18 protein-coding genes, 2 tRNA genes and 3 rRNA genes are annotated in these 24,403 nt (G+C 38.2%); 12 read left to right on the top strand and 11 right to left on the bottom strand.

The window, feature by feature from the left end; genetic code table 11:
- Positions 1 to 7: 7 nt before the first annotated feature.
- Entirely contained in the window at positions 8 to 334 is a 327-nt protein-coding gene (locus GFO_RS08850; protein WP_011709763.1) for a CCC motif membrane protein, read from the top strand.
- 65 nt (positions 335 to 399) lie between these two features.
- Here GFO_RS08850 and rocD read toward each other — a convergent pair whose 3' ends face one another.
- Positions 400 to 1,683 carry an ornithine--oxo-acid transaminase gene (gene rocD, locus GFO_RS08855; RefSeq protein ID WP_011709764.1) on the bottom strand — a complete coding sequence of 428 codons (1,284 nt, stop codon included), beginning with the start codon at positions 1,681 to 1,683 and terminating at the stop codon, positions 400 to 402.
- 175 nt (positions 1,684 to 1,858) lie between these two features.
- Between rocD and rlmD the strand changes: the two genes are divergently transcribed.
- The 3 genes from rlmD to GFO_RS08870 are packed head-to-tail and all read left to right on the top strand — an operon-like array spanning position 1,859 to position 4,503.
- On the top strand, positions 1,859 to 3,268 hold the full coding sequence (gene rlmD / locus GFO_RS08860; protein WP_011709765.1) for a 23S rRNA (uracil(1939)-C(5))-methyltransferase RlmD: 1,410 nt from the start codon (positions 1,859 to 1,861) through the stop codon (positions 3,266 to 3,268).
- A gap of 7 nt (positions 3,269 to 3,275) precedes the next feature.
- The gene (locus tag GFO_RS08865) at positions 3,276 to 3,818 is read left to right on the top strand and encodes a DUF6452 family protein (protein WP_148264608.1); all 543 of its coding nucleotides are present in this window, start codon (positions 3,276 to 3,278) and stop codon (positions 3,816 to 3,818) included.
- Positions 3,799 to 4,503, top strand: a complete 705-nt coding sequence (locus tag GFO_RS08870; protein WP_011709767.1) for a DUF6048 family protein — start codon at positions 3,799 to 3,801, stop codon at positions 4,501 to 4,503. Before GFO_RS08865 ends, GFO_RS08870 begins: the two co-directional genes overlap by 20 nt.
- On the opposite strand, the gene GFO_RS08875 is transcribed toward GFO_RS08870, so the two are convergent.
- Positions 4,500 to 5,660: a THUMP domain-containing class I SAM-dependent RNA methyltransferase gene (locus GFO_RS08875; RefSeq protein ID WP_011709768.1), complete on the bottom strand. Its 1,161-nt coding sequence runs from the start codon at positions 5,658 to 5,660 to the stop codon at positions 4,500 to 4,502. The genes GFO_RS08870 and GFO_RS08875 overlap by 4 nt on opposite strands.
- A 114-nt stretch (positions 5,661 to 5,774) precedes the next feature.
- On the opposite strand from GFO_RS08875, the gene GFO_RS08880 reads away from it, so the two are divergent.
- The 4 genes from GFO_RS08880 to GFO_RS08895 all read left to right on the top strand — a co-directional run bounded on the left by GFO_RS08880 (position 5,775) and on the right by GFO_RS08895 (position 8,531).
- Entirely contained in the window at positions 5,775 to 6,458 is a 684-nt protein-coding gene (locus GFO_RS08880; RefSeq protein WP_041250318.1) for a ZIP family metal transporter, read from the top strand.
- Position 6,459: 1 nt separating this feature from the next.
- On the top strand, positions 6,460 to 6,888 hold the full coding sequence (locus GFO_RS08885) for a DUF4268 domain-containing protein (RefSeq protein WP_011709770.1): 429 nt from the start codon (positions 6,460 to 6,462) through the stop codon (positions 6,886 to 6,888).
- A gap of 113 nt (positions 6,889 to 7,001) precedes the next feature.
- Positions 7,002 to 7,538 carry a lipocalin family protein gene (locus tag GFO_RS08890; protein ID WP_011709771.1) on the top strand — a complete coding sequence of 179 codons (537 nt, stop codon included), beginning with the start codon at positions 7,002 to 7,004 and terminating at the stop codon, positions 7,536 to 7,538.
- A gap of 459 nt (positions 7,539 to 7,997) precedes the next feature.
- Positions 7,998 to 8,531: a GNAT family N-acetyltransferase gene (locus GFO_RS08895; protein ID WP_011709772.1), complete on the top strand. Its 534-nt coding sequence runs from the start codon at positions 7,998 to 8,000 to the stop codon at positions 8,529 to 8,531.
- Positions 8,532 to 8,611: 80 nt separating this feature from the next.
- Here the strand turns inward: GFO_RS08895 and rrf are convergent.
- From rrf to GFO_RS08925, 6 genes are all read right to left on the bottom strand, one after another.
- A 5S ribosomal RNA gene (rrf, locus tag GFO_RS08900) occupies positions 8,612 to 8,721 on the bottom strand.
- Positions 8,722 to 8,876: 155 nt separating this feature from the next.
- A 23S ribosomal RNA gene (locus GFO_RS08905) occupies positions 8,877 to 11,712 on the bottom strand.
- A gap of 230 nt (positions 11,713 to 11,942) precedes the next feature.
- Positions 11,943 to 12,016 (bottom strand) — tRNA-Ala (locus tag GFO_RS08910).
- A 154-nt stretch (positions 12,017 to 12,170) separates the two neighbouring features.
- Positions 12,171 to 12,244, bottom strand: a tRNA-Ile gene (locus GFO_RS08915).
- Positions 12,245 to 12,418: 174 nt separating this feature from the next.
- Positions 12,419 to 13,946, bottom strand: a 16S ribosomal RNA gene (locus GFO_RS08920).
- The 16S, 23S and 5S rRNA genes sit together here with 2 tRNA genes alongside, the layout of an rRNA operon.
- Before the next feature lie 698 nt (positions 13,947 to 14,644).
- Complete coding sequence (locus tag GFO_RS08925; protein ID WP_011709773.1) at positions 14,645 to 15,361, bottom strand: DUF4294 domain-containing protein; 717 nt, start codon at positions 15,359 to 15,361, stop codon at positions 14,645 to 14,647.
- 110 nt (positions 15,362 to 15,471) lie between these two features.
- Between GFO_RS08925 and GFO_RS08930 the strand changes: the two genes are divergently transcribed.
- From GFO_RS08930 to GFO_RS08945, 4 genes are all read left to right on the top strand, one after another.
- Positions 15,472 to 16,560, top strand: coding sequence for a M42 family metallopeptidase (locus GFO_RS08930; protein WP_041250070.1), 1,089 nt, complete (start codon positions 15,472 to 15,474; stop codon positions 16,558 to 16,560).
- A gap of 127 nt (positions 16,561 to 16,687) precedes the next feature.
- The gene (locus GFO_RS08935; protein WP_011709775.1) at positions 16,688 to 17,770 is read left to right on the top strand and encodes a DNA topoisomerase IB; all 1,083 of its coding nucleotides are present in this window, start codon (positions 16,688 to 16,690) and stop codon (positions 17,768 to 17,770) included.
- A 40-nt stretch (positions 17,771 to 17,810) separates the two neighbouring features.
- Entirely contained in the window at positions 17,811 to 19,733 is a 1,923-nt protein-coding gene (locus GFO_RS08940; protein WP_011709776.1) for a DUF294 nucleotidyltransferase-like domain-containing protein, read from the top strand.
- Entirely contained in the window at positions 19,730 to 20,401 is a 672-nt protein-coding gene (locus GFO_RS08945) for a 3'-5' exonuclease (protein ID WP_011709777.1), read from the top strand. Before GFO_RS08940 ends, GFO_RS08945 begins: the two co-directional genes overlap by 4 nt.
- A gap of 109 nt (positions 20,402 to 20,510) precedes the next feature.
- On the opposite strand, the gene GFO_RS08950 is transcribed toward GFO_RS08945, so the two are convergent.
- The 3 genes from GFO_RS08950 to GFO_RS08960 form a co-directional block, all read right to left on the bottom strand.
- Positions 20,511 to 21,254, bottom strand: coding sequence for a hypothetical protein (locus GFO_RS08950; protein ID WP_011709778.1), 744 nt, complete (start codon positions 21,252 to 21,254; stop codon positions 20,511 to 20,513).
- A gap of 26 nt (positions 21,255 to 21,280) precedes the next feature.
- Positions 21,281 to 23,188: an acetate--CoA ligase gene (gene acs, locus GFO_RS08955; RefSeq protein WP_011709779.1), complete on the bottom strand. Its 1,908-nt coding sequence runs from the start codon at positions 23,186 to 23,188 to the stop codon at positions 21,281 to 21,283.
- 253 nt (positions 23,189 to 23,441) lie between these two features.
- Positions 23,442 to 24,395, bottom strand: coding sequence for a phosphoribosylaminoimidazolesuccinocarboxamide synthase (locus GFO_RS08960; RefSeq protein ID WP_011709780.1), 954 nt, complete (start codon positions 24,393 to 24,395; stop codon positions 23,442 to 23,444).
- Positions 24,396 to 24,403 lie beyond the last annotated feature (8 nt).

The raw sequence follows: 24,403 nt of genomic DNA on the forward strand, positions 1-24,403 counted from the left end.
ATTTACCATGGAAAAAAGAGAATTACCTAATTCTACATTAATCCTGATCTTCGGGATTTTATCAATTATAGGCTGTTGCTGTTATGGAGTAGCCGGCGTAATTTTTGGAATAATTGCCCTCGTCATGTCTAAGCGTGCTATTGAAATATATAATGCAGATCCTGAATTATATACAGGTTACCAGAACGTAAAAACAGGAAAGATCCTAGCAATAATTGGCCTGGTACTTAGCGCCCTTTCATTATTAAGTACTATTATAGTATTTATTTTCTTTGGAGGTATGGAAGGTATGCAGGAAATACAGGAAGAGATATTGAGAGAATACGGAGGATAAATTTTAATTTTATCGCATAAAAAATCCCGCAAATTGCGGGATTTTTTCATTTTATGTTCTAGAGATTATTTTTCGAACTGTTTCAGTGTTTTAACGATAATCGCTACACAATCTCTCAACTCTTCTTCAGTCATTACCAACGGAGGTGCAAAACGGATAATATTACCGTGGGTAGGTTTAGCAAGAAGACCATTCTCTTTTAGCGCCATACAAATATCCCATGCTGTAGAACTTTCTTCAGCATCATTAATTACGATTGCGTTTAGCAATCCACGACCTCTTACGAGCTCAACAATATTAGATTCTTTAATATAATCATCAAGCAATTGTCTAAATAAATTACCCAGTTTTCTTGCATTCTGGATTAGATGCTCGTCTTTAACCACATCCAATGCTGCCACCGCTACCGCAGCCGCAACAGGATTTCCACCAAACGTGGAACCGTGTTGTCCTGGCTGGATCACTTCCATAATTTCATTATCTGCAAGTACCGCGGAAACCGGATAGTTACCTCCAGATAGCGCTTTTCCAAGAATTAGAATATCTGGTTTACTATACGTTTTTTCCTGACGCTCACAATGTCCTTCGCAAGAACAGTGTCCACATACGGCTAATAATCCTCCAGTTCTCGCAATACCGGTCTGGATCTCATCTGCCATAAACAAAACATTATTTTTATTGCAAATCTCCTTAACCTTGCTCATATAATCGTCACTCGGCACATAAACCCCTGCTTCCCCCTGAATAGGCTCTACCAGAAAACCAGCAACATTAGGATTATTTTCAATAGCCGCTTCTAAAGCATCAATATCATCGTAGTTGATTTTGATGAAACCCGGAGTATAGGGTCCAAAATTCTTTCGGGCACCTTCATCATTAGAAAAAGATATAATGGTTGTAGTCCTTCCGTGGAAGTTATTCTCGGCTACAATAATCTCCGCTTCTGTTTCCTTTACGCCTTTTTTCTCATAAGCCCATTTACGAGCGATTTTTATCGCCGTTTCCACAGCTTCTGCTCCGGTATTCATAGGAAGCAACTTATCAAAACCAAAATATTCGGTAGCATATTGCTCATAAGCACCAAGAACATCATTATGAAATGCACGTGAAGTAAGTGCAAGTTTAGACGCCTGTTCATGCATTGCTTCAACAATCTTCGGATGACAATGACCCTGATTTACCGCTGAATACGCAGAAAGAAAGTCGTAATATTTTTTACCTTCAACATCCCAGACGTGAACACCCTCTCCCTTGCTAAGTACAGCAGGTAATGGATGGTAGTTATGTGCACCATGTTGGTCCTCAAGTTGTATGGCTTCTTTTGAAGTTTTGATCTTAGGTAATGGCATGTTAGTTTTTCGTTTTTGAATTAGTTTTATGCAATTCCTTCTTTATTTGATTGAAAAATCAAGAAAAGGGAGAGAAATCATCCCTGAGATTTGAATTGCTGCAAATTACTAAATGTTTGCTGAAAATTTCAACTGCCTCCTCTTTAAATCTTGTTAATTATCCTATTTTTGCGCTATGGCAAGAAGAAATAAAAACAAGCTTTTTACTGAAATTGAAATTACAGGCGCCGGAGCTAAAGGCAAGGCTATAGGCAAATCACCTGATGGCCGAGTCATTTTTATAGACAATGCCGTTCCGGGGGATGTAGCTGATATTCAAACTACACGAAAAAGAAAATCCTATTACCAGGGAACTGCTACCGAGTTCCATAAATTATCTGATAAAAGAACGGAGCCAGTTTGCCAGCATTTTGGAACCTGTGGAGGCTGCAAATGGCAAAATATGGAGTATAAATTTCAGCTGGAATATAAACAGGATGAAGTTGAGAACAATCTTCGCAGGCTTGGTAAAATTGAATTACCTGAAATCACTCCAATTCTGGGCAGTGAGGAAATCTACTTTTATCGAAATAAAATGGAGTTTTCTTTTAGCGATAGTCGTTGGCTCACACAGGAAGAAATCCAAAGCGGGGAAGATATTCAGCAGAGAAATGCCCTGGGTTTTCACATCCCGGGAATGTGGGATAAAATCCTTGATATAGAAAAATGTCACTTACAGGCAGATCCTAGTAATGCCATTCGAAATTTTGTAAAGGAATTTGCTATAGAAAATGATCTTGCTTTTTTTAATACCAGGAATCAGGAAGGTCTCCTAAGAACTTTAATGATTAGAACAACCTCCACCGGGGAAATCATGATTCTTGTTCAGTTCTTTAAAGAAGATCAGGAAAAAAGAGAATTACTTCTAAATGCGCTTGCAGAAAAATTTCCTGAAATAACATCACTTCAGTACGTTGTAAATACTAAAGCAAATGATACTATTTATGATCAGGAAGTCATTTGTTTTAAAGGACGTGATCATATTTTTGAGGAAATGGAAGGTTTAAAATTCAAGATCAACGCCAAATCATTTTATCAAACGAACTCAGAACAAGCTTATAACCTCTATAAGATTACCAGAGATTATGCCAATCTCAAAGGTGATGAACTTGTGTACGATCTTTATACAGGAACCGGAACTATCGCTCAATTCGTTGCGAAAAATGCCAAAAAAGTAATTGGTGTTGAAGCCGTACCGGAAGCTATCAAAGATGCAAAGGAGAATGCCGAAAGAAATAAAATACAGAATGTAGAGTTCTATGTAGGCGATATGAAAAAGGTTTTTACTGAAAGCTTTATCAATAAACATGGACACCCGGACGTTATTATTACAGATCCGCCAAGAGACGGAATGCATAAAGATGTTGTAGCTCAAATAATTGGTATATTACCTGAGCGTATTGTATATGTTAGCTGTAATTCTGCAACTCAGGCTCGTGATCTGTCTTTGCTGGATGAACATTACAAGGTAACTCAAATCCAGGCGGTAGATATGTTCCCTCAGACCCACCATGTTGAAAATGTGGTATGCCTGGAAAAACGTTAGTATCCAAATGAAACAAAATACTTACATCTTTTTACTTGTATTCACATTAATAACTACACTTGCCTGCCAGCGGGATGATATTTGTGCTGAATCCATCGAAACCACTCCGCTACTAATCATTAGGTTTTATGATATTGAGGAACCTGATGAGCTAAAAGATCCTCAAAATTTAAGTATAAGAGCGACCGATAGTACAAGTTTTGTAATTAATACTGGTAGTGGTACTCCGGTAGAATACTTCAGATTTAGCAGGGATAGCGTCGCTATTCCTTTAAAAACCTCTGCAGACTTAACTGAATATGTGTTTACGTTAAATACAGATCCTAATGACAGCACAGCTACTAATAGTGGTCTGCGTGACACTATAAATTTCACTTATGGTCGCCAGGAGGAGTATATCAATCGCGCCTGTGCATACAAAGTGAGTTACGTAGGACTGAAGGTAGATGTAGATGGCGGGGCTAACGGTCCCAACTGGATACAGGATATACAGATTGATGAACCTAATGTTGATGATCAAAACCAGGCACATGTATCGATATTTTTCTAGCTTACTATTTATACTTCTATTTGGGTTATCGGTTTCAGCACAGCAGCAGGAAGCAACGCAGGATACTGTTCAGTATAACGAGAAATATGGAGTTCGGGTAGGAATAGATCTAAGCAAACCACTGCGCACATTATTAGATGATAATTTTAGTGGAATTCAGTTAGTAGGAGATTATCGAGTTTATAAAAACTTTTATGCCGCCGCAGAGTTAGGTACTGAAAAGATCACTTTTGAAGGGGATAATATCGAGACTTTTACTAATGGCAGTTATATAAAACTTGGTGGTGATTATAATGCCTATGAAAACTGGCTGGATATGCAAAATGCAATTTTCGTTGGTGTACGCTTTGGGTTTGCCAGCTTCTCTCAGACCCTGGATCAATACAGGATCTATACATCTTCAAACTATTTTGGTCCAGACATTAGGGAAGATAATACAGAAACAACAGGTTTAACTGCCAGCTGGGGGGAAGTTATGATTGGAATCAAAGTTGAAATCATTAAAAATCTCTTTCTTTCAGCTAACGTACAGCTTAAAAGGAGAATTGGACAGAATACACCGACTAACTTTGACAACCTTGCCATTCCCGGATTTGGAAGAACTTATGATAGCAGTGAGTTTGGAGCAGGATTTGGATACAATATCTCTTACCTTATCCCATTCTATAAGAAGTCGAGAAATTAATTATTCTCCTGCTTACTTTTTTTCTTGGAACCTTCATAAAGCACATATTTCAATAATCTCGCTTCGAGAGGTCCGTTATAGAGCTTAATCTTTCGCGAAGCTCGCAGGCCAACGCTTTTGATCGCTTCGAAATTAGTGGCAATAAACCATGCATGGGTTCCGGGATAATTCTGCTTTAACGTATCTCCTATTTTTCCGTAGAAATCTTCTATATCGATTTCCAAACGTTCTCCGTATGGCGGATTAAAAAGCATATGAAGATATCCTTCTTTCTGTTTCTCGCTTTCAAAGAAACTTCTCTGTTCAATATCAATAAAATCTGAAAGGTTGGCATTTTTCACATTATCCTTCGCTTTCATTATTGCTGAAGGTGCTTTATCATAACCCTTGATCTTAAAATGAAAATCCCTTACCTTTTTCATTGCAGACTCTTCAATTTTCTCATAAAGATCTTCATCCCAATCATTCCACTTTTCAAAAGCAAATTCCTTTCTGTTTAGATTTGGCGGAATATTACAGGCTATCATGGCAGCTTCAATAGGAATGGTTCCACTACCACACATGGGGTCCAGAAAATCACACTGACCGTCCCACCCGGACATTAACAGCATTCCTGCTGCAAGTACTTCGTTAATAGGTGCAATATTCGTTGCAGTTCTATAACCTCTTTTATGCAGGGAATCTCCAGAGCTATCAAATGAGACATTGCAGAAATTATTTTCAATATGAATGTTGATGCGCAGGTCTGGAAAATCAAGATCTACATCAGGTCGTTTTCCAAATTTTTCTCTAAACCTATCTACAATGGCATCCTTACTTTTTAGAGCTACATACTGGGAATGAGTAAATATTTCTGAATGCACAGCTGAATCTATGGCTAAGCTACCATCGTCTGCCAGGAATTTCTCCCAGGGTAATTTTTTAATATTATCATACAATTCCTGTTCAGAATTCACCCTAAAGCTTTCATAAGGTTTCAGAATTTTTATGGCTGTGCGTAAACATAGGTTGGCCTTGTACATAAAGCCCTTATCACCCGCGAAACTAACCATCCGGTTACCTTCTTTGATGTCCAGTGCTCCTAAGTCCAGTAATTCTTTTGCCAGGATCGATTCAAAACCATAAAGGGTCTTGGCGATCATTCTGTAGTTATCCATAATCCTTCTTTAAAGAACCGCAAAAATAAGTTAATTTTGTCCGAAACTATAATAATAACAGGATACTTCAGAACGTAGTTTTTGAATATCCTGGTACAATCAATCAAAAATATCTTGTTAGAAAATCTGTATATCTATCTATTACCAATTCTTGCAGTCATTGTGGGATATTTTATATCCTTAGTATTAAAACCAGGTAGCTCTTCTGGCTTTAAACTTTTACTCGCTTTTAGTGGAGCTTATTTATTAGCTGTAACTGTTTTGGAATTACTGCCCGCTGTTTATCGCAATCCTGACTCCGGTATTGGTATATTTATCATGCTTGGACTGCTCTTACAAATTGTTCTGGAATTTCTATCGAAGGGAGTGGAACACGGTCATTTACATTTCCATGATAACACCAGTGCATTTCCTATATTATTACTCATTAGCTTAAGTTTACATTCATTACTTGAAGGCTTTCCACTAGAAAGTGATAATCATCTTTTACATGGAGTTGTGGTTCATAAAATTCCTGTTGCCGCTATACTTTCTGTTTTTTTAATTCAAAGTAAATTAAGCAAGCCTAAGGTATTTTTATTCCTGGGTTTTTTCGCTTTAATGACGCCTCTTGGAAGCTGGTTAAAAAATAATATCGCCTTTATTTCTGAATATATTGTATACGTAAATGCTATAGTAATTGGTATTTTTCTACATGTATCTACAACCATATTGTTCGAGTCTTCAAAAAATCATTCTTTTAATGCAACCAAACTGGCCGTGATCATCCTGGGAATTTTACTCGCATATTTCATTTAAAATGTTCAGCAAAGAGGAATCAAAGCAATTACGACAGGAATTCTGGACCAGTTTCGGGAAAGAATTTCCACATAAATGGTTATTGTATAACACTAAGATGAAGGAAATTCAGCTGAAATTCACCTTTGATCGGAAAGTAGCCCAGGTTTCGCTGGACATTGTTGATAATGATGAATTAATACGTAGCTATTATTTTGAAAAATTACTTTCTCTTAAAACTGTGCTCACTGAAGGTTATCTACCCGAAATTGTCTTTGCTGAAAATTACGATCTACCAGAAGAAAAAAAGATTTCAAGAATATATGTTGAGATGGGAAATGTAAGTATATATAATAAAGAAGACTGGCCTGAAGTAAAAAAATTCCTTTCAAGCAAAATGTTGCGATTAGAAGATTTTTTTAATGATTTTAACGATTTTCTTAAAAATTAAATCGGCTACAATAATTTTTTAGTAATTTGACTAATATAAAGATAGCGACGTTTTGTCTTTACCCTACCACATCTTTTTCAGTTTTATTAATTAATCAACCAAAATTTTAAAAGATGAAAACAATTAGATTTTCAGTATTTGCATTATTATTTGTTTTTTTTACCTCCTGTTCATCAGATGATGACGCTCCTGATGTAGACACCTCCATGCTAACTGGTGAATGGAATATTGAAGCATTCAATTATTCCGGAGAAACTACTGGAAACTTTGAAGGTATAGATATTAGCTCCAATTTTGATGGTATAGGAGAGAATATTAATGCAACATTAAGTTTCAATGATGATAAAACTTTTAATATGGCCGGCAGTTACGACGTTAGGTTGAGTGCAGAGGGACTAACTGAAGTGGTTCCTATCGATAATGCATCATCCTCAGGAACATGGAAGATAGAAGGCGATTACATAATCACTTCACAAACTATTGGACAGGTTCAAGGCCAGGGTGTAGCCGGACCTCAGGAAGGTAGAATGAGAATTAGTGAAGTTACACAAAATAGAATGGTTCTTATAATCGATCAGGAAAGCACTACTACTCAAGGCGGAATGGAGTTTACAATGAAAATGGATGGTAAGTATGTTCTCACTAAATAGGTAATACAATGACTAATTCAAAGAGGCTGTCTAAAAAGTGAAAGTAATGTCATTTTGAGCGAAGTCGAAAAATCTCAATTTACTTAAAATTACAAATTTAGGTTTTTATGAAATTCTTCATTTCATCCAGAATGACACTTTTTAGACAGCCTCTTTTTTATGTCTTGACGTTAAGCTCTGACTGAATAAATCTTCCAGAGATTATTCCTGCTTCAAAGATCACATTCCTGGTACGCCGATTTTGTAAATCTATTTCAATTTTGAAGTATGCTCAATTTAAGTTTAACTGGATCATACGCCTACTTGATACCACCATTAACAGACTGAAAATTATGGTTATTGTTCATATTAGTTAAATACTTTACTTTTTATAGAGATATTTATAATTAAAATGAGACTAGGTTAGACTCTATCTCTATAATTTGCTTTTACTATTTTTAACCTACAAAATTAAATATTTTGAAAGCTACGATCCTGAATTTCTCCACAGCAAGACTTCTACTTAATAAAATTAAGAAAGAAGACCAACAGATGGTCTTTCAAGGACTTTCCCTTCCGGGAATTATAAAATATTATGGAGTAAACTATAAAAGTTTTGAAGCTACAGAAGATCAAATGAACTGGTATGAAAATCTAGAAAAATCCGGTTCAGGACAATGGTGGGTTATAAGAAGTAAAGAGGATAGTAAATTTTGTGGAGCTATTGGTTATAATGATTTCAACAAAGAACATAATAAAGCTGAAATAGGCTTTTGGCTATTTCCTGAATATTGGGGAAAAGGAATAATTCAGGAATCGGCAAATATTCTTTTCGATTACCTGTTTGAAGATTTAAAATTACATCGTTTGGAAGCTTATGTAGAATCAGAAAACGAAAGCTCCTCCAAAACACTAAAAAATTTAGGGTTCAATTATGAGGGAAGAATGAAAGATTGTGAAATAAAGAATAATGAATATATAAGCATAGATATATACGCTAAAATAAAAACATGATAATTAATATACTTTCCCTTTAATCCTTCACAACAGGGCATAAAAAAACCCTTTATCTTTTGGATAAAGGGTTTTCAAGAAGAAGGCGGCGACATACTCTCCCACAATACAGCAGTACCATCTGCGCTAACGGGCTTAACTACTCTGTTCGGGATGGGAAGAGGTGAGCCCCGTTGCTATAGCCACCTTAAAAGGTAAGTTATAAGCGTCGAGCTTAAAACTGTTCTAATTGCTTAGAACAAATATCGTTAACATATATAAGAAACAAAAAATAAGAAGAATTCGTAATACACTTATAAAATAAGCATTTGGCGGCTCTGAGGTTTTGCGGCCTCAGAGCCATCGCGCATCAAGCTTTACGGATTATTAGTACTACTCGGCTATGACATTACTGCCTTTACACCTATAGCCTATCAACGTGGTAGTCTCCCACGGTCCTTTAAAGAAATCTCATCTTGTGGTGGGTTTCGCGCTTATATGCTTTCAGCGCTTATCCCTTCCGAACGTAGCTACTCTGCAGTGCTCCTGGCGGAACAACAGATACACCAGAGGTTCGTCCAATCCGGTCCTCTCGTACTAGGATCAGGTCCACTCAAATTTCTAACGCCCACTGTAGATAGAGACCGAACTGTCTCACGACGTTCTGAACCCAGCTCGCGTGCCACTTTAATGGGCGAACAGCCCAACCCTTGGGACCTTCTCCAGCCCCAGGATGTGACGAGCCGACATCGAGGTGCCAAACCCCCCCGTCGATGTGAGCTCTTGGGGGAGATCAGCCTGTTATCCCCGGCGTACCTTTTATCCTTTGAGCGATGACCCTTCCATGCGGTGTCACCGGATCACTATGCTCTACTTTCGTACCTGATCGACCTGTATGTCTCTCAGTCAAGCTCCCTTTTGCCATTGCACTCTACGCACGGTTACCAAGCGTGCTGAGGGAACCTTTAGAAGCCTCCGTTACTCTTTTGGAGGCGACCACCCCAGTCAAACTACCCACCAAGCACTGTCCTTCCATTGGAAGTTAGGCTCTAAACAAGTAAAGGGTAGTATTTCAACAACGACTCCACCACACCTGGCGATGCAGCTTCAAAGTCTCCTACCTATCCTACACATCACTTGTTCAAAGTCAATACTAAGCTATAGTAAAGGTGCACGGGGTCTTTTCGTCCCACAGCGGGTAATCGGCATCTTCACCGATACTACAATTTCACCGAGCTCATGGCTGAGACAGTATCCAGATCGTTGCACCATTCGTGCAGGTCGGAACTTACCCGACAAGGAATTTCGCTACCTTAGGACCGTTATAGTTACGGCCGCCGTTTACTGGGGCTTCAGTTCAATGCTTCGCCGAAGCTAACATCTCCCCTTAACCTTCCAGCACCGGGCAGGTGTCAGGCCCTATACGTCATCTTTCGATTTAGCAGAGCCCTGTGTTTTTGATAAACAGTCGCCTGGATCTTTTCACTGCGGCCCCCCCATAAGGGGGGCGACCCTTCTCCCGAAGTTACGGGCCAATTTTGCCTAGTTCCTTAGCCATGAATCTCTCGAGCACCTTAGAATTCTCATCCCAACTACCTGTGTCGGTTTAGGGTACGGGTTGCCTCCACTCGCTTTTCTTGGAAGTCGCTCCTCTGGATTATCACGCCGGCCGTAGCTTTTGTGTACTATCGGGGTGTTACCACTCCCTTCAACGTACTATTCCGTCAGTACGCACCAAATTTACGCCTCCGTCCGCTTTAACGTGGGGCAAGTAGCAGAATATTAACTGCTTGTCCATCGACTACCCCTTTCGGGTTCGCCTTAGGTCCCGACTAACCCTCAGCTGATTAGCATAGCTGAGGAAACCTTAGTCTTTCGGTGTGCGGGTTTCTCGCCCGCATTATCGTTACTTATGCCTACATTTTCTTTTGTAACCAATCCAGCAAGCCTCGCGACTCACCTTCATCTCTGTTACAATGCTCCCCTACCACTCTCAGTAAACTGAAAGTCCATAGCTTCGGTAATATGTTTATGCCCGATTATTATCCATGCCGAACCGCTCGACTAGTGAGCTGTTACGCACTCTTTAAATGAATGGCTGCTTCCAAGCCAACATCCTAGCTGTCTGGGCAGTTCAACCGCGTTTCTTCAACTTAACATATATTTTGGGACCTTAGCTGATGGTCTGGGTTCTTTCCCTCTCGGACATGGACCTTAGCACCCATGCCCTCACTGATATGAATCATTTTATAGCATTCGGAGTTTGTCAGGAATTGGTAGGCGGTGAAGCCCCCGCATCCAATCAGTAGCTCTACCTCTATAAAACTATCTATATCGCTGCACCTAAATGCATTTCGGGGAGTACGAGCTATTTCCGAGTTTGATTGGCCTTTCACCCCTACCCTCAGGTCATCCCAAGACTTTTCAACGTCAACGGGTTCGGTCCTCCACTATGTGTTACCACAGCTTCAACCTGCCCAAGGGTAGATCACACGGTTTCGCGTCTACCACTACCAACTAAAACGCCCTATTCAGACTCGCTTTCGCTACGGCTCCACAGCTGAACTGCTTAACCTTGCTGGCAACGGTAACTCGTAGGCTCATTATGCAAAAGGCACGCCGTCACCCCACGAAGGGGCTCCGACCGCTTGTAAGCGTATGGTTTCAGGATCTATTTCACTCCCTTATTCAGGGTTCTTTTCACCTTTCCCTCACGGTACTGGTTCACTATCGGTCTCTCAGGAGTATTTAGCCTTGGCGGATGGTCCCGCCGGATTCATACAGGGTTTCACGTGCCCCGCACTACTCAGGATACTGCTATGCTTTATACGAAGTTTTCTATACCGGGCTGTCACCGTCTATGGCCAAGCTTTCCAACTTGTTCTAATTCCTTGTACAAACAATGTTACAGTCCTACAACCCCAATAAGTCCGTAAACTCATTGGTTTGGGCTACTGCGCGTTCGCTCGCCGCTACTAGCGCAATCACTATTGTTTTCTCTTCCTCCGGGTACTTAGATGTTTCAGTTCTCCGGGTTTGCCTCCTTGCGGATACTATACCTTCAGTATAGTGGGTTGCCCCATTCGGATATTCGCGGATCAATTTGTATGTGCCAATCCCCACGACTTTTCGCAGCTTATCACGTCCTTCTTCGCCTCTGAGAGCCTAGGCATTCCCCATACGCCCTTATCTAGCTTGTATGCGCTTTGCTTAATGCTCTAATCTATTTTGATTGCTCAAAACAGAAGTATTATAATGTATTACTTAATATTAAATATTTCTATCTAATAGTGTTCTCGTATTCTTTGTTTCTCAATATGTCAATGAACTTTTTTCCTGTCTAACGATAAAACCTCGATGATCTTACAAACTAAAAAGCTTTCGCTCCCTGGTTGTTTGTAAAAACTATGCCCGTTCTATCTCTAGGAATCGTGGAGAATATCGGAGTCGAACCGATGACCTCCTGCGTGCAAGGCAGGCGCTCTAGCCAGCTGAGCTAATCCCCCATTTTTGAATTCCGAGTTTAGAATTCAGAATTTAGAATTAGAATTCCTTAGCTTCTAGAATTTCCTTTTAATTTATTTCAAATGAACTTCAGTCTCTCAAGCTTAACTTTAAACTTTTCAACCTGTAACTTTAAACTCGCGCTTTGCGCGGTCGTAGTCTCAGGCAGACTCGAACTGCCGACCTCTACATTATCAGTGTAGCGCTCTAACCAGCTGAGCTATGAGACTGTCCATAAAACAGTTCCAAGTTCAAAGTTTTAAAGTTCAAAGTTTTTCAACTCTTCACTTTTCACTTTTCGCTCTTCACTATTTTTAATCGAATTGACGATAAGAATCAAGACCAAATTGGCCTCTGAACTTCCCTTACTAATTGTCGCTTGTCACTAGGTGACAAAGCTCTAGAAAGGAGGTGTTCCAGCCGCACCTTCCGGTACGGCTACCTTGTTACGACTTAGCCCCAGTTACCAGTTTTACCCTAGGCCGCTCCTTACGGTGACGGACTTCAGGTACCCCCAGCTTCCATGGCTTGACGGGCGGTGTGTACAAGGCCCGGGAACGTATTCACCGCATCATGGCTGATATGCGATTACTAGCGATTCCAGCTTCACGCAGTCGAGTTGCAGACTGCGATCCGAACTGTGATAGGGTTTGAAGATTCGCATCCCCTCGCGGGGTAGCTGCCCTCTGTCCCTACCATTGTAGCACGTGTGTGGCCCAGGACGTAAGGGCCGTGATGATTTGACGTCATCCCCACCTTCCTCGCGGTTTGCACCGGCAGTCTGGCTAGAGTTCCCGACATTACTCGCTGGCAACTAACCACAGGGGTTGCGCTCGTTATAGGACTTAACCTGACACCTCACGGCACGAGCTGACGACAACCATGCAGCACCTTGCAATCTGTCCGAAGAAAAGTCTGTTTCCAGACCTGTCAGACTGCATTTAAGCCCTGGTAAGGTTCCTCGCGTATCATCGAATTAAACCACATGCTCCACCGCTTGTGCGGGCCCCCGTCAATTCCTTTGAGTTTCATTCTTGCGAACGTACTCCCCAGGTGGGTTACTTATCACTTTCGCTTAACCACCCAGCCCTCAATTAGGCCGGACAGCTAGTAACCATCGTTTACGGCGTAGACTACCAGGGTATCTAATCCTGTTCGCTACCTACGCTTTCGTCCCTCAGCGTCAATATATTATTAGTGATCTGCCTTCGCAATAGGTGTTCTAAGTAATATCTATGCATTTCACCGCTACACTACTTATTCCAACCACTTCATAATAATTCAAGAACAACAGTATCAATGGCAATTCTACAGTTGAGCTGCAGACTTTCACCACTGACTTATTATTCCGCCTACGGACCCTTTAAACCCAATGATTCCGGATAACGCTTGGACCCTCCGTATTACCGCGGCTGCTGGCACGGAGTTAGCCGGTCCTTATTCATACGGTACCGTCAAGCATCTACACGTAGATGTGGTTCTTCCCGTATAAAAGCAGTTTACAACCCATAGGGCCGTCTTCCTGCACGCGGCATGGCTGGATCAGAGTTGCCTCCATTGTCCAATATTCCTCACTGCTGCCTCCCGTAGGAGTCTGGTCCGTGTCTCAGTACCAGTGTGGGGGATCTCCCTCTCAGGACCCCTACCTATCGCTGTCTTGGTAAGCCGTTACCTTACCAACTAACTAATAGGACGCATACTCATCTTTAAGCCATAAATGTTTAATTATAATCCCAGGTGAAATCATAATACTATGGGGTATTAATCCACGTTTCCATGGGCTATTCCCCGCTTAAAGGCAGATTGTATACGCGTTACGCACCCGTGCGCCACTCGTCAGCGGATTGCAAGCAATCCCTGTTACCGTTCGACTTGCATGTGTTAGGCCTGCCGCTAGCGTTCATCCTGAGCCAGGATCAAACTCTTCATCGTTAAATCTTATATATATTCAACAACTACTAAAGAAATTGCTCAGTATGACTTTTTCTAGTCTTAATTCTTATACACTTGATTATAAAATATAAATACTCTATAATCCTTGTCAATTCAATATATCAATGAACTTCGATCAATTATCAATGAGCAGTTATCAATTAACAATCCTAAAATTGCCTGATGATCATTGCTTATTGTTTATTGATCATTGTCTAGTTAAAACCCAAGGATTCGAACCTCTACTCTCGCCCCGTTCGGCGGTCTCTTTTAATCTCAATCTGTAATTTTTGAACGTGTGCTCTCTCTCAAAGCGGGTGCAAATATACAATGCTTTTTCTTTACCAACCAAAACTTTTTTGATAAAAATTTTAGTTTCTTTTTAAAGACTTCAGCAGCAATTCCCTAACCCCCCTTTCTCTGAATGAACATCACTTCGTTTCCAAAGCGGGTGCAAATATAAAACGACTTCTGCTCTCCAACCAAATAAAAAACAATCTTTTTTTTAGTTAATTTTTGAAGTCCTTTCCTATCGTATACCCCATTCTCATTACTGTCAGTGAACATCTCGCTCGTTTTGTAAGCGGCTGCAAATATACACCAACTTCTTTCTTCCTGCCAAATAAATTATTAAATTTTTTTAAGAAAAATTAAGACTAATTTATAAGCTACTGAACATCAGAAAGAACTGGTGATGATCACTTGGTTCTTTTTTTTGTAGAATTGCGATTATTCCATTTATCGCTAAGATCGAGGTATTCAAAATCAAGCGCGGAAGCCTGCCTTTCCAAAATATTATCCCTGAAAGATCTTTGTAAAATATCTTCAATAAGAAAATCTTCCTGATCTGATTCCGGGTGATATTCTTCTTTTAAGGAGATATCAAACATGCTTGCCGTGGTATTATACCAAAATGCCCTCCATCCGCTCTTCAACTCTTTTACTAGATCGAATGTAGTAATCCCCGTTTGTCTGTGTATAAGTTTGACTAAGATCTGACCTTCAGTCCTGGTAAGCTTTTTTAATTCTACAGAAAATTCTTCTTCAATATAATTCTGCACAATTTTGGTGTATTTTTTCTGCGCTCGTTTTGATTTAATATCATCAAGCCTGGAATTCAATTCTATTAACCTTTCAGAAGCAAGTTTAGCATATGGATATACCTTTCTAGTTTTCCTCCTTAATATAAGGTAACGTTTTCTGTCTGTGTTACTATCAAATTTTAATTTACGTAATAAAACAACTTCTTCAAGATCTATTGCTTCACGAGGAATAGAATCCCCAGCTATGATCATATATTTTTTCTGCAGGGTATCATTCTCAATTGAGTCTACTTCAACAGGTTTATGAGTATCCTGAGCGGCTACACTAAACCCTATTAAAAATATCGATATGAATAAAAATCTGATCACCATATATAATTTGAACTTTTCAGAATCATTTTCACCAAAATCATTCCAAAATTAATCAATAGCAAGTTGTTACCCATCTAAAACTTTTTAAATTCGTAAAAATTAAAATGACAATGAAGAAAAGTGAAGTACTTGACAAAAAATCATTAGAGTTTCTAGAGACTTATTTAAATAATGCAGCTCCAACCGGTTATGAATCTGAAGGACAGAAATTATGGATGGAGTATTTAAAACCATACGTGGATGAGTTTATTACTGATACCTATGGTACTGCCGTGGGAGTGATAAATCCGGAAGCTAAATATAAGGTAGTTATAGAGGGCCATGCAGATGAAATTTCATGGTATGTAAATTATATAAGTGATGAAGGCTTAATCTATGTTGTACGAAATGGTGGGAGCGACCATCAGATCGCGGCATCTAAAAGAGTAAATATCCATACTAAAAAGGGAATTGTAAAGGGAGTATTTGGCTGGCCAGCCATTCACACCAGAGATAAAGAAAAAGAACAATCCCCGAAAATGGACAATATCTGTATAGATGTTGGATGTGATAATAAAGAGGATGTTGAAAAACTGGGAGTACATGTAGGTTGCGTGATCACGTATCCAGATGAGTTCTTTGTGTTGAACGGAGATAAATTTGTTTGTCGTGCTCTTGATAACCGAATTGGAGGTTTTATGATTGCTCAGGTAGCGAGACTTCTAAAGGAGAATAAGAAAGAATTACCTTTCGGATTATATGTCACAAATTCTGTTCAGGAAGAGATTGGATTGAGAGGCGCTGAAATGATCACTCACAGGATTCAACCGAATGTTGCTATTGTTACCGATGTGACTCACGACACTACCACTCCAATGATCGAAAAGAAAACTAATGGATTAAATAAAATTGGAGACGGACCCGTAATTTCGTATGCTCCTGCAGTTCAGAATAAACTGAGAGAACTTATTCTGGATACTGCAGAAAACAAAAAGATTCCTTTCCAAAGACATGCATCTTCCAGATTTACCGGGACAGATACTGATGCTTTTGCCTACAGTAATGGCGGAGTTCCTTCAGCATTGATTTCTTTACCATTAAGATATATGCACACTACGGTAGAAATGGTTCATCGAGATGATGTTGAAAATGTGATTAATCTTATCTATGAATCTCTTCTGAATATTAAAGAAGGAGATAGTTTTAGTTACTTCGACTAGATTCAACATCACATAATTTATTGTTAAACTCCCTGAAATCAGGGAGTTTAATTTTTTCAGACCTAAATATTTCACAATTTTTTAAATATATGTATTTAGGTTTCGAAGTATATTTAAATAAAAAATTATGACCCTGTCGCCTGATGATGTTGAAACAGTAATGTCTAACCCACACGAAGCTGTAAAACTGGCAAATCTTCGATACGTTTCTGAGAACCTTTTATCTATTGAAAGAAAAAAAGTTGGACGAGGCTTTGCTTATTATAAAAAGGAAGAAAAAATTTCAGATAAGAAGACTCTTGAAAGAATTAAAGAATTGGTTATTCCACCTGCATGGAAAGATGTGAAAATTACTCATCTCTCTAACGGACATCTTCAAGTTGTGGGGAGAGATGAAAAGGAACGAAAACAATACTTATATCATGCCACCTGGTCAAAAATTCGAAATCAGACGAAATTTTTTAAAATGACTTCTTTTGGTAAAATGTTACCAAAAATTAGAAAACAAGTAGATTCAGATTTGTCATTAGAAGGTATGCCCAAAAGAAAAGTTTTGGCGCTTGTGATCAGACTCATGGAAGAAACACATATTAGAGTCGGAAATCATTATTATGCCAAAAACAATAAAACTTATGGCCTATCAACTTTTAGAACCCGACATGTAAAAACCTTTAAAAACGGAATTAAATTTGAATTTATTGGAAAAAAAGGGAAAGAACATTCAATTACTGTTGAAGACAAGCTATTAATAGACCTTATCAATCAATGTGAAGAAATACCGGGATGGGAGCTTTTCAAATTCTATAATGAAAATGGTGAAAAACAAAGTATAGATAGTGAAATGATCAATGACTACATCCATGAAATTAGCGGTGATATGTATTCGGCAAAAGATTTCAGAACCTGGTCTGCTTCCAAAATATTTTTTGAAACACTTATTGAAAAGGGATATATCGAAGATGAAAAGGAAAATAAAAAGAATATTCTTGAAGGTTTTGATGCGGCTGCAGAAGGTTTAGGGAATACTCGCGCTGTTTGTAGAAGTTATTATATTCATCCAAAACTTATTGAGACTTATGAAACAGGCGAGATAATCCCTTATTTTAAAAAAGTAAAGGAAGACAAAGCGCCAACCTATGCGCAACTTTCAGAAACTGAAAAAGTAATTCATAAACTTATAAAGGATTATAAAATAAAAATTGAAGATTAATATAGTTCCATATTTGTCATAATTCAGATAAATTTGAATTATGACGAATTCAATTGCTTCCAGAATTGCAGATTTTCTGAGTAACTTCCCCCCTTTTTCATTATTGGATAATTCACAATTAGAATTAATCGCCAATGAGATAAAAGTAATGTACTTTGAACAGGGGCAGACGATATTTTCAAGAGATGAGAACGTACATGATTATTTTTATATAGTTCAAAAAGGCGCCGTAGATCTACAGAAACTGGATGCAAACCAGGAGCCTGAAACTATCGACAAATGTGACGAAGGAGATGTTTTTGGATTGCGCCCCTTATTTGCAAAAGAGAATTACCAAATTAACGCGATTACCGATGAGGAAAGTGTGATCTATGCTATCCCATTAACTGTATTTAAACCCTACGCTATTAGCAATCCACACGTTGGAAACTTCCTTATGGAGAGTTTTGCTTCCAATACCAGAAATCCTTATTCCAATGAGCATCGAGGGAAACTAATTTCTGATGATGAGAGTATCGGCTTTAAAAAAGAGGCCCTGTTTGAATTACAGCAAATTCCAATTGTAAAAAAGATGGTTACGGTTTCTCCAGATACAAGTATTCAGAAATCGGCCATATTAATGAGCAAACGCAGGGTGGGATCTGTTATAATTGTTGAGGAAGAAAAACCTGTTGGTATAGTGACCGATGTAGATTTTAGAGAATTGGTTGCTACAGGCAAACTACCAATTGAAAGTCCCATAAGTGAAGTTATGAATTCGCCTGTCATTTGTTATTCTAAAAAGCTGACCATTGCCCAGGCCCAGCTAATAATGATGAAACAAAATATCAATCATATTTGTATTACCAAAGATGGTACTCCCAATACCAAAGTGAAAGGAATTGTTTCTGAACATGACATTATTGTTTCCCAGGGAAATAATCCGGCTGTTTTAATGAAAGCTATCAACAGGGCCAGCAGCACCAAGAAATTAAAACGGATCAGGAATAAAATTATGATCCTTTTAAACGGGTATCTTAAAAGTAATATTCCGCTTACCCACACATCAAATATTATATTCGAGCTTAATGATGCCACCATTAAACGCACTATAAAAAGGTGTATAGATAAAATGGATTCACCTCTTCCCGTTAAATTCGCCTGGATGGCCTTAGGAAGTCAGGGTAGAAAAGAGCAGTTACTCCATACAGACCAGGATAATGCGCTGGTTTTTGAAGATGTCCCTGAAGATCAACTTGAAGAAGTCCGCGCATATTTTTTGAAACTTGCCACCAAAGTAACGAAGCGATTGAATATCATTGGATATGAATTTTGTCCTGCAGAAATGATGGCGAGAAATTCAAAATATTGTCTTTCCCTTTCTGAATGGAAAGATCAGTTTTCGCAATGGGTGACTACTTCCGGGAACGACGAGATTCTTTTATGCCAGATCTTTTTTGATTTTGATATTTCTTTTGGAGAAGTAAAACTCACTAATTCCATTTCAGACCATATATTCGATATATTAAAGGGAAACAAAAACTTCCTGAATCGATTGGCTGCGCAAGCCTTAAGAAATCCATCACCCCTCGGTTTTTTCAGGCAGTTTTTGGTAGAACAGGATGGTGAGAAAAAAGATCTTTTCGATATCAAAAAAAGGGGAATTATGCCTTTGACTGATGCTGGCCGATTACTGATACTGGAACACCGTGTGAAAAATATTAGCAATACTTCTGAAAGATTTGAAAAATTAGCCCAGTTAGAACCTAATAATAAAGAAATTTACCAGGCTTGCGCTTATTCCTCCAGAGCACTTATAAAATTTAGAACCAAGCAAGGACTTAAACATAAAGATAACGGAAGGTTTATAAATCTTGAGGATCTTGGTAAAGAGGACAAGATTAAATTAAAACGCTGTTTTAAAACAATTAAGGAAATTCAGGAACTCATAAAACTTAGATTTGAAACTACCTATTATTTATGATTAGGAAATGGTTTAATAAAAAGACTCCAAATCAAGACCTTCCATATTTCTGGCAGAATTACGCTCAAAGTTTCGAAGAAAAACTACCGGAAGAAGTTTCTGATATTAGATTTATAGTATTTGATACCGAGACAACAGGTTTTAATTATGATGAAGATAGAGTTCTAAGTATCGGAGCCGTGAGAATTGAAAATAACAGCATTGAGATAAGCGACAATTTTGAAGTATTTCTGGAACAAAAAAAATTCAATCCTGAAACCGTTAAGATCCATGGGATCATTCAGAATGAAAAGTTCGAGAAATTATCAGAATTAGAAGCGCTAAAAAAATTTCTTAGTTATATTCAAAATTCCGTATTGGTTGCTCATCACGCTGGTTTTGATATGAAAATGATCAATAAGGCACTTTCCAGAAACGGACTTCCTAAACTGAAGAATAAAGTGCTGGATACTTCCATACTCTATAAAAAAACCCGTATTGCCACCAATTTTATAGATCGGGACAAGATTTATTCTTTAGATGAGATCGCTGAAGCTTATAATATTGATCTTATAGATAGACATACCGCTTCTGGTGATGCCTATATTACTGCTTTGATTTTTATGAAATTACTGAGCCGTTTGAAGAAAAATAAAGATTCAACTTTAAAAGATATTTACAAATTATAAAAATCCTAAATTTCTTAACGAGATTATATTATTCAGAGATCTAAAGACAAGCGAGCAGAATAATCGCCAAAATATGAGTATAGTTAATAGAAGTATGTCTTTTTGAAAGCTAATCAAAAAACTCGTATTTCCAAGTATAGATTGACCACTCTGGAGAAATCGATTCAACTCTATATCTATCTTTAATTAAATAGATGTATTCATAATCTTTCAAAGAACTAAAATAATCTCCTCCACTATAAGGTTGATCCCTCCTGATATCGAAAATATTTTTTGAAAATGGTTTATAATTAACAGTGGCTCGCCAAGGCTCAATGGATTTTAAATAATATAATGGATTGATGACATCTGAATGATAATCTAAAAATTCACTTTGAAGTGTATCATTTAAATAGGTAGCAATTACATTTTCTCCTGAATATTCAAAATTCCTTTTTTGATATATTGATACATTGCCCTCTTCATGAATATATTCTAATTCAACTAAATTTCCATTATTATAAATAAGATTAGAAGTGCTATAATCAGTGGAAATAGTACAATTTTCACCATTCCAAATTATCTCATAATCCAAAGTGCCCGTACCACCATTCACTTCAATGAGCCTTCCATCCTCGTCATACTCAAAATAGACATTTTCACTACCTCCAAAATCTGCTTCTGTAACAAATCCCGATTCTATGGTATATTCTCTTTCCGCCAATATAGTAGAATCATTTGTTCCAAATTTTTTCCAATAGACAACTTCTTTAACTTTTGAAAAGTCCGGTATCGTTTCTGAAGAGTGATCATCTCCATTACTACTGCATCCTATGCTTAGGATTAAAAAAACCAATACATATAAAAATTTCATGTCTACGTGCTTTTAGCCAAATGCCTTTACAGTTTACCTTCTATAATATCTTCAACTACTTCCGGATTTAATAAAGTAGAGGTATCTCCTAAATCTGAAGTTTCATTCGATGCTATTTTTCTAAGAATACGACGCATAATTTTACCGCTTCTGGTTTTTGGTAAACCTTCCACAAACTGGATCTTCTCAGGTTTTGCAATAGGTCCTATCTTATCTGCGATTTGCTGATTGATCTCCTTTCTAAGGTTATCCTGATTCCTGGATTCACCAGATTCTTTCAGAATTACAAATCCGTATAAAGCATTACCTTTCACATCATGAGGAAATCCAACCACGGCAGATTCTGCTACAGCAGGATGTTCGTTAATAGCGTCTTCAATTGGAGCCGTACCTAAATTATGACCTGAAACAATGATCACATCATCTACCCTACCGGTAATTCTGTAATATCCCGTCTCATCTCTTAACGCACCATCACCCGTGAAATATTTATTTTCAAAGGCTGAAAAATAAGTCTCGCGATAACGGTCGTGATTTCCATAGATCGTTCTTGCCATGGAAGGCCATGGGAATTTTATACATAACCTACCATCTACCTGGTTGCCTTTAATTTCTTTCCCTTCCTCGTCCATCAAAACAGGCTGAATTCCGGGAAAAGGTAATGTAGCGAAAGTTGGTTTTGTGGGAGTCGCAAAAGGGATAGGAGAAATCATGATACCTCCGGTTTCCGTTTGCCACCATGTATCCACAATCGGACTTTTATTTTTACCTATATTATTATCATACCAGTGCCATGCTTCTTCATTAATAGGTTCTCCAACCGTTCCAAGAACTTTTAAAGAAGAAAGATCATATTTATCTACGAAATCAAGATTTTTCTTAGCCAGGGCTCGAATTGCAGTAGGTGCAGTGTAAAACTGATTTACTTTGTGTTTTTCCACAATCTCCCAGAATCGCCCAAAATCAGGGTATGAAGGAACTCCCTCAAACATCACGGTAGTTGCTCCATTTAACAACGGACCGTACACTATATAAGAATGTCCTGTAATCCAGCCAATATCGGCAGTACACCAGTAAACTTCATCATTCTGATAATTGAAAATATTTTTAAAAGTATAGGCTGTATACACCATATATCCCGCCGTGGTATGTAACATCCCTTTAGGCTTGCCTGTGGAGCCCGAAGTATATAGAATGAATAATGGATCTTCGGCATCCATAATCTCAGGAGTACATTCATCAGAAGCTTCTTCCATCAAAGGTGCCAGCCATTTATCCCTGCCTTCTTTCATATTAATATCAGCTCCGGTTCGCTTAGCAACCAGAACAGTATTTACATCAGGACAATCCTCCAGGGCTTTATCTACAATCCCCTTAAGATCGATCGTTTTATTTCCACGGAAAGATCCATCTGAAGTGATCAACAATTTACAATCTGCATCCACGGTTCTTGTTGCCAAAGCAGAAGCTGAAAAACCGGCAAAAACAACCGAATGAATAGCACCAATCCTCGCACAGGCGAGAACAGCATACGCAAGCTCCGGAATCATAGGCAGATAAATACAAATCTTATCTCCCTTCTGGATCCCATTATCCTTTAGGACATTCGCAAATTGATTTACCTTTTTATGAAGTTCATTAAAGCTAAGGTGTAAAGCATCTTCCTTTGGATCATTAGGCTCCCAGATAATTGCCGTTTTATCTCCCTGAGCAAGAAGATGACGATCTATACAATTTTCTGTAATATTTAGTTTGGCATTCTCAAACCATTTCACTTCCGGTTTTGAAAAATCCCAACTAAGTACGTTATCCCATTTTTTCCTCCAAACAAAATGTTCTTCGGCTACTTCCTGCCAGAAATTTTCTGGCTCTCTAACAGATTTTCTATATACCTGGAAATATTCCTCCAGATTTTTTATGTGATAATTACTCATAATCTAAGTTGGTTTAATTCAAAAAGACAGAACCGGATTAACCGGTTCTGTCTTTAAAATTATTAAATCGGATGCAATCAAAAAAGTAATAAGGGTTAAAAGAGGTGTTTTACTTAGAATGTATTGAAATCTGATAATTTCTTATTCTTTTGTATAACTTGCCTAACTCGGTCTACCTAAGCTTGTCTGGAATCATTATATTATATATTTCAACAGGCTCAATCTGACAATTCGTTTTTACACGAAACATTTTTTAACGAGTTTCTAAATATGATTCCACATTATTCTGAATTCGAGATTCTATATGGGAAACATCAGCCTTTTCAAATGTATCTCCTGTGATTTTCTCATAGAGTTCAATATATCTTTCTGAAACAGATTCGATATACTCATCACTCATTTCTGGAACAGATTGTCCTTCTAAGCCCTGGAATCCGTTAGAAATTAACCATTGACGAACAAATTCCTTGGATAATTGCTTTTGAGCTTCTCCGTTTTCCTGTCGCTTTTCATAACCATCTTTGTAGAAATACCTTGAAGAATCAGGTGTATGGATCTCATCAATAAGAACTATTTCTCCATCCACAGTTTTTCCGAATTCGTATTTTGTATCCACCAGAATAAGATCCTGTTGGGCTGCAATTTCAGTTCCTCGTTGAAATAAATTCCTTGTATATTCTTCAAGTTTCAAGTAATCTCCTTCAGCAACGATTCCTTTCTTTATAATATCCTCTCGGGAAATGTCTTCATCATGATCACCATGTTCAGCCTTAGTCGCAGGAGTGATAATTGGTTGTGGAAATTTGTCATTTTCTTTTAAACCCTCAGGCATAGCAACTCCGCACAATTCCCTTTTTCCCGCTTTATATTCCCTGGCTGCGTGACCAGACATATAACCACGAATCACCATTTCAACCTTAAAAGGTTCACATTTCTTTCCAATCGCAACATTTGGGTCTGGTGTTGCTTCCAGCCAGTTTGGAACAATGTCACTGGTTTTCTCCATCATTTTGGTAGCGATCTGGTTAAGGATCTGCCCCTTATAAGGAATTCCTTTGGGCATTACCACGTCAAAAGCTGAAAGCCTGTCTGAAGCGATCATCGCAAGAAGGTCATTTTCTAAAAAATAAACATCTCGAACTTTGCCTTTGTAGACTGATTGCTGACCAGGAAAATTAAAATCTGTTTTGATTATCGTATTACTCATAAAGAGCT

Source organism: Christiangramia forsetii KT0803, assembly GCF_000060345.1.
GTDB lineage: Bacteria > Bacteroidota > Bacteroidia > Flavobacteriales > Flavobacteriaceae > Christiangramia > Christiangramia forsetii.